2 protein-coding genes and 1 pseudogene are annotated in these 2285 nt (G+C 61.4%); all 3 read left to right on the top strand.

Annotation, left to right across the window (positions count from 1 at the left end; genetic code table 11):
- Positions 1-87 precede the first annotated feature (87 nt).
- Positions 88-1041: a histone deacetylase family protein gene (locus Q0341_RS08395; protein ID WP_299512048.1), complete on the top strand. Its 954-nt coding sequence runs from the start codon at positions 88-90 to the stop codon at positions 1039-1041.
- A gap of 26 nt (positions 1042-1067) precedes the next feature.
- A complete protein-coding gene (locus Q0341_RS08390; protein WP_299512045.1) occupies positions 1068-1865 on the top strand; it encodes an enoyl-CoA hydratase in 798 nt (265 codons plus the stop codon).
- Positions 1853-2285: pseudogene (locus Q0341_RS08385) on the top strand (mechanosensitive ion channel protein); the annotation flags it as partial. The gene Q0341_RS08390 and the pseudogene Q0341_RS08385, both read left to right, overlap by 13 nt.

Genomic DNA, 2285 nt, shown 5'->3' with positions numbered 1-2285 from the left:
CCGTGATAAGCTGGAAGCTGTTAAAGACAAAAAATTCCAACAAAAACATCAGCCTTGCTGGCTGTGGCAATTCAGGATGGCAACACCATGGGCGCGACTGGTTATTTCACCCACCCCACTTGCTCCAAGCATGAAATGGGCGCGGGTCACCCCGAATGCCCCGAACGCTTAGGGGCCATCGAAGACCGATTGCTGATCAGTGGCGTGGACATGGCCCTGCAAAGGCGCGAGGCCACACCGGCCTCTTTGGCCGACATCGAGCTGGCACACGGCCGCATGCATGTGGCGGCTTTGCGTGGCTTGGGCGATGCCTTGCGCGAAGACATGGCCGCCGGCGGCCCCACACACACCAGCCTAGACCCGGACACGATGATCAACGTGCACACCTGGGATGCGGCGCTGGCCGCAGTCGGTGCTGCCCTGGATGCCACCGATGCCGTGCTGGCCGGTGAGCTGGAAAACGCTTTTTGTGCCGTGCGCCCGCCGGGCCACCATGCTTGCAGGGACAAGGCCATGGGTTTTTGCTTCTTCAACAACGTGGCCATCGCCGCCAAATATGCGCTGGAGCGCCATGGTCTCAAGCGGGTGGCGATTGTGGATTTTGACGTGCACCACGGCAATGGCACCGAGGACATCGTCGCCGGTGACGAGCGCATTTTGATGGCGAGTTTTTTCCAGCACCCTTTTTTTCCCGAAGGCGGCTCGACATCCAGCGCGGCCAACTTGGTCAACCTGCCTGTGCCGGCCTACACCCGTGGCATGGACATTCGGGAGTTGGTGGACATGATGTGGATGCCTCGCCTGGAGGCGCACCGGCCTGAGCTGATTTTCATCAGCGCGGGTTTTGACGCACACCGCGAGGACGACATGGGCCAGATGGGTTTGGTGGAGCAGGATTACGCCTGGATCACGCAACGCATCAAGGACGTGGCGCAGCGCTATGCCAAGGGCCGCATCGTCAGTTGCCTCGAGGGTGGCTACAACCTGAGTGCGCTGGGCCGCAGCGTAGAAGCGCATTTGCGCGTGCTGGCGGACGTGTGAGCGCCGGGTTTGGGCACAATCGAGGCATGACAAATCCCACAGCCCCCCAACCAACCGACCTGCTGCACGAGTGCGATGCGCGTGGTGTGCACCGGCTGACCCTCAACACGCCCGCCAGCTTCAACACCTTGAGCGAGGCCATGCTGGATGCCCTGCAGCTTGCCTTCAATGCGATCGCCCAAGACGCGCAGGCCCGCGTGGTGGTGCTGGGTGCGGCGGGCAAGGCTTTTTGCGCTGGGCACAACCTCAAGGAAATGCGGGCTCAGCCCGAGCTGACGTACTACCAAAAACTTTTCGCCCAATGCAGCCGCATGATGCTGACGATCCAAAAGTTGCCCGTGCCCGTGATCGCCCGTGTGCAAGGGCTGGCCACGGCGGCCGGTTGTCAGTTGGTGGCCCAGTGCGATTTGGCCGTGTCGTCAGACAAGGCCACTTTTGGGGTGAACGGTATCGATGTGGGCTTGTTTTGCGCCACGCCCAGCGTGCCGCTGGTGCGCAACATGCACGCCAAACAAGCGATGGAAATGCTGCTCACAGGGGGCTTCATCTCAGCCGATGAGGCTTGCCGCCGGGGACTGGTGAACCGGGTCTGCGGCGCCGCTGAATTGGACGCGCAAGTCGATGACTTGGTGAGCGCCATTTTGGCCAAGCCGCGAGAGGCGGTGCAGGTGGGCAAGGCCTTGTTTTACCAACAACGCGAGATGGGCATCGAGGCGGCGTACCAGCTGGCTGGGCAAACCATGGCTTGCAACATGGTGCACGATGTGGCGCAAGAAGGCGTTCAGGCCTTCATCGAGAAAAGGACACCCACATGGCGGGCGTGAGCAACAGCACGTTGTTCGATCCAATGACTTGGTTGGCGGCTTTGGCGCGACCCGAGTCGTTGACGGCGGCGGGTGCATTTGGTGTGTGTTTGCTGCTGGCCTGGCTGATGGTCTGGGGCGTGCGCCGGGTGTTCAGTGGCCAAGAATTGGCCATTTTGCTGGGCCGCAAGCTCTACGACGGTGTGCTGTTTCCCGTGCTGCTGCTGGGACTGACTTTTGTGACCCGCACGCTGCTGACCCAACAAGGACCGTCTCCCTTGTTTGAGGTGTTGTTGCCGGTGTGTATTTCGCTGGCGGTGATCCGTTTGGGCGTGAAGGTGCTGCAGGTGGCGTTCTCCAATGCCCCTGTGGTGCGGGTGCTGGAGCGCACGATTTCATGGCTGGCCTGGGGCGCGGTGGTGTTGTGGGTCACGGGCATTT

It is taken from the genome of uncultured Limnohabitans sp. (assembly GCF_937889215.1).
Lineage (GTDB): Bacteria > Pseudomonadota > Gammaproteobacteria > Burkholderiales > Burkholderiaceae_C > Limnohabitans_A.
The sequence above is the reverse complement of the archived record's forward strand: the minus strand, read 5'-3'. Positions and strand labels throughout refer to the sequence as shown.

Coding starts and splice junctions, on each gene's coding strand:
- Q0341_RS08395 (WP_299512048.1), top strand. CDS start 88: ATGGGCGCGACTGGTTATTTCACCCACCCCACTTGCTCCAAGCATGAA.
- Q0341_RS08390 (WP_299512045.1), top strand. CDS start 1,068: ATGACAAATCCCACAGCCCCCCAACCAACCGACCTGCTGCACGAGTGC.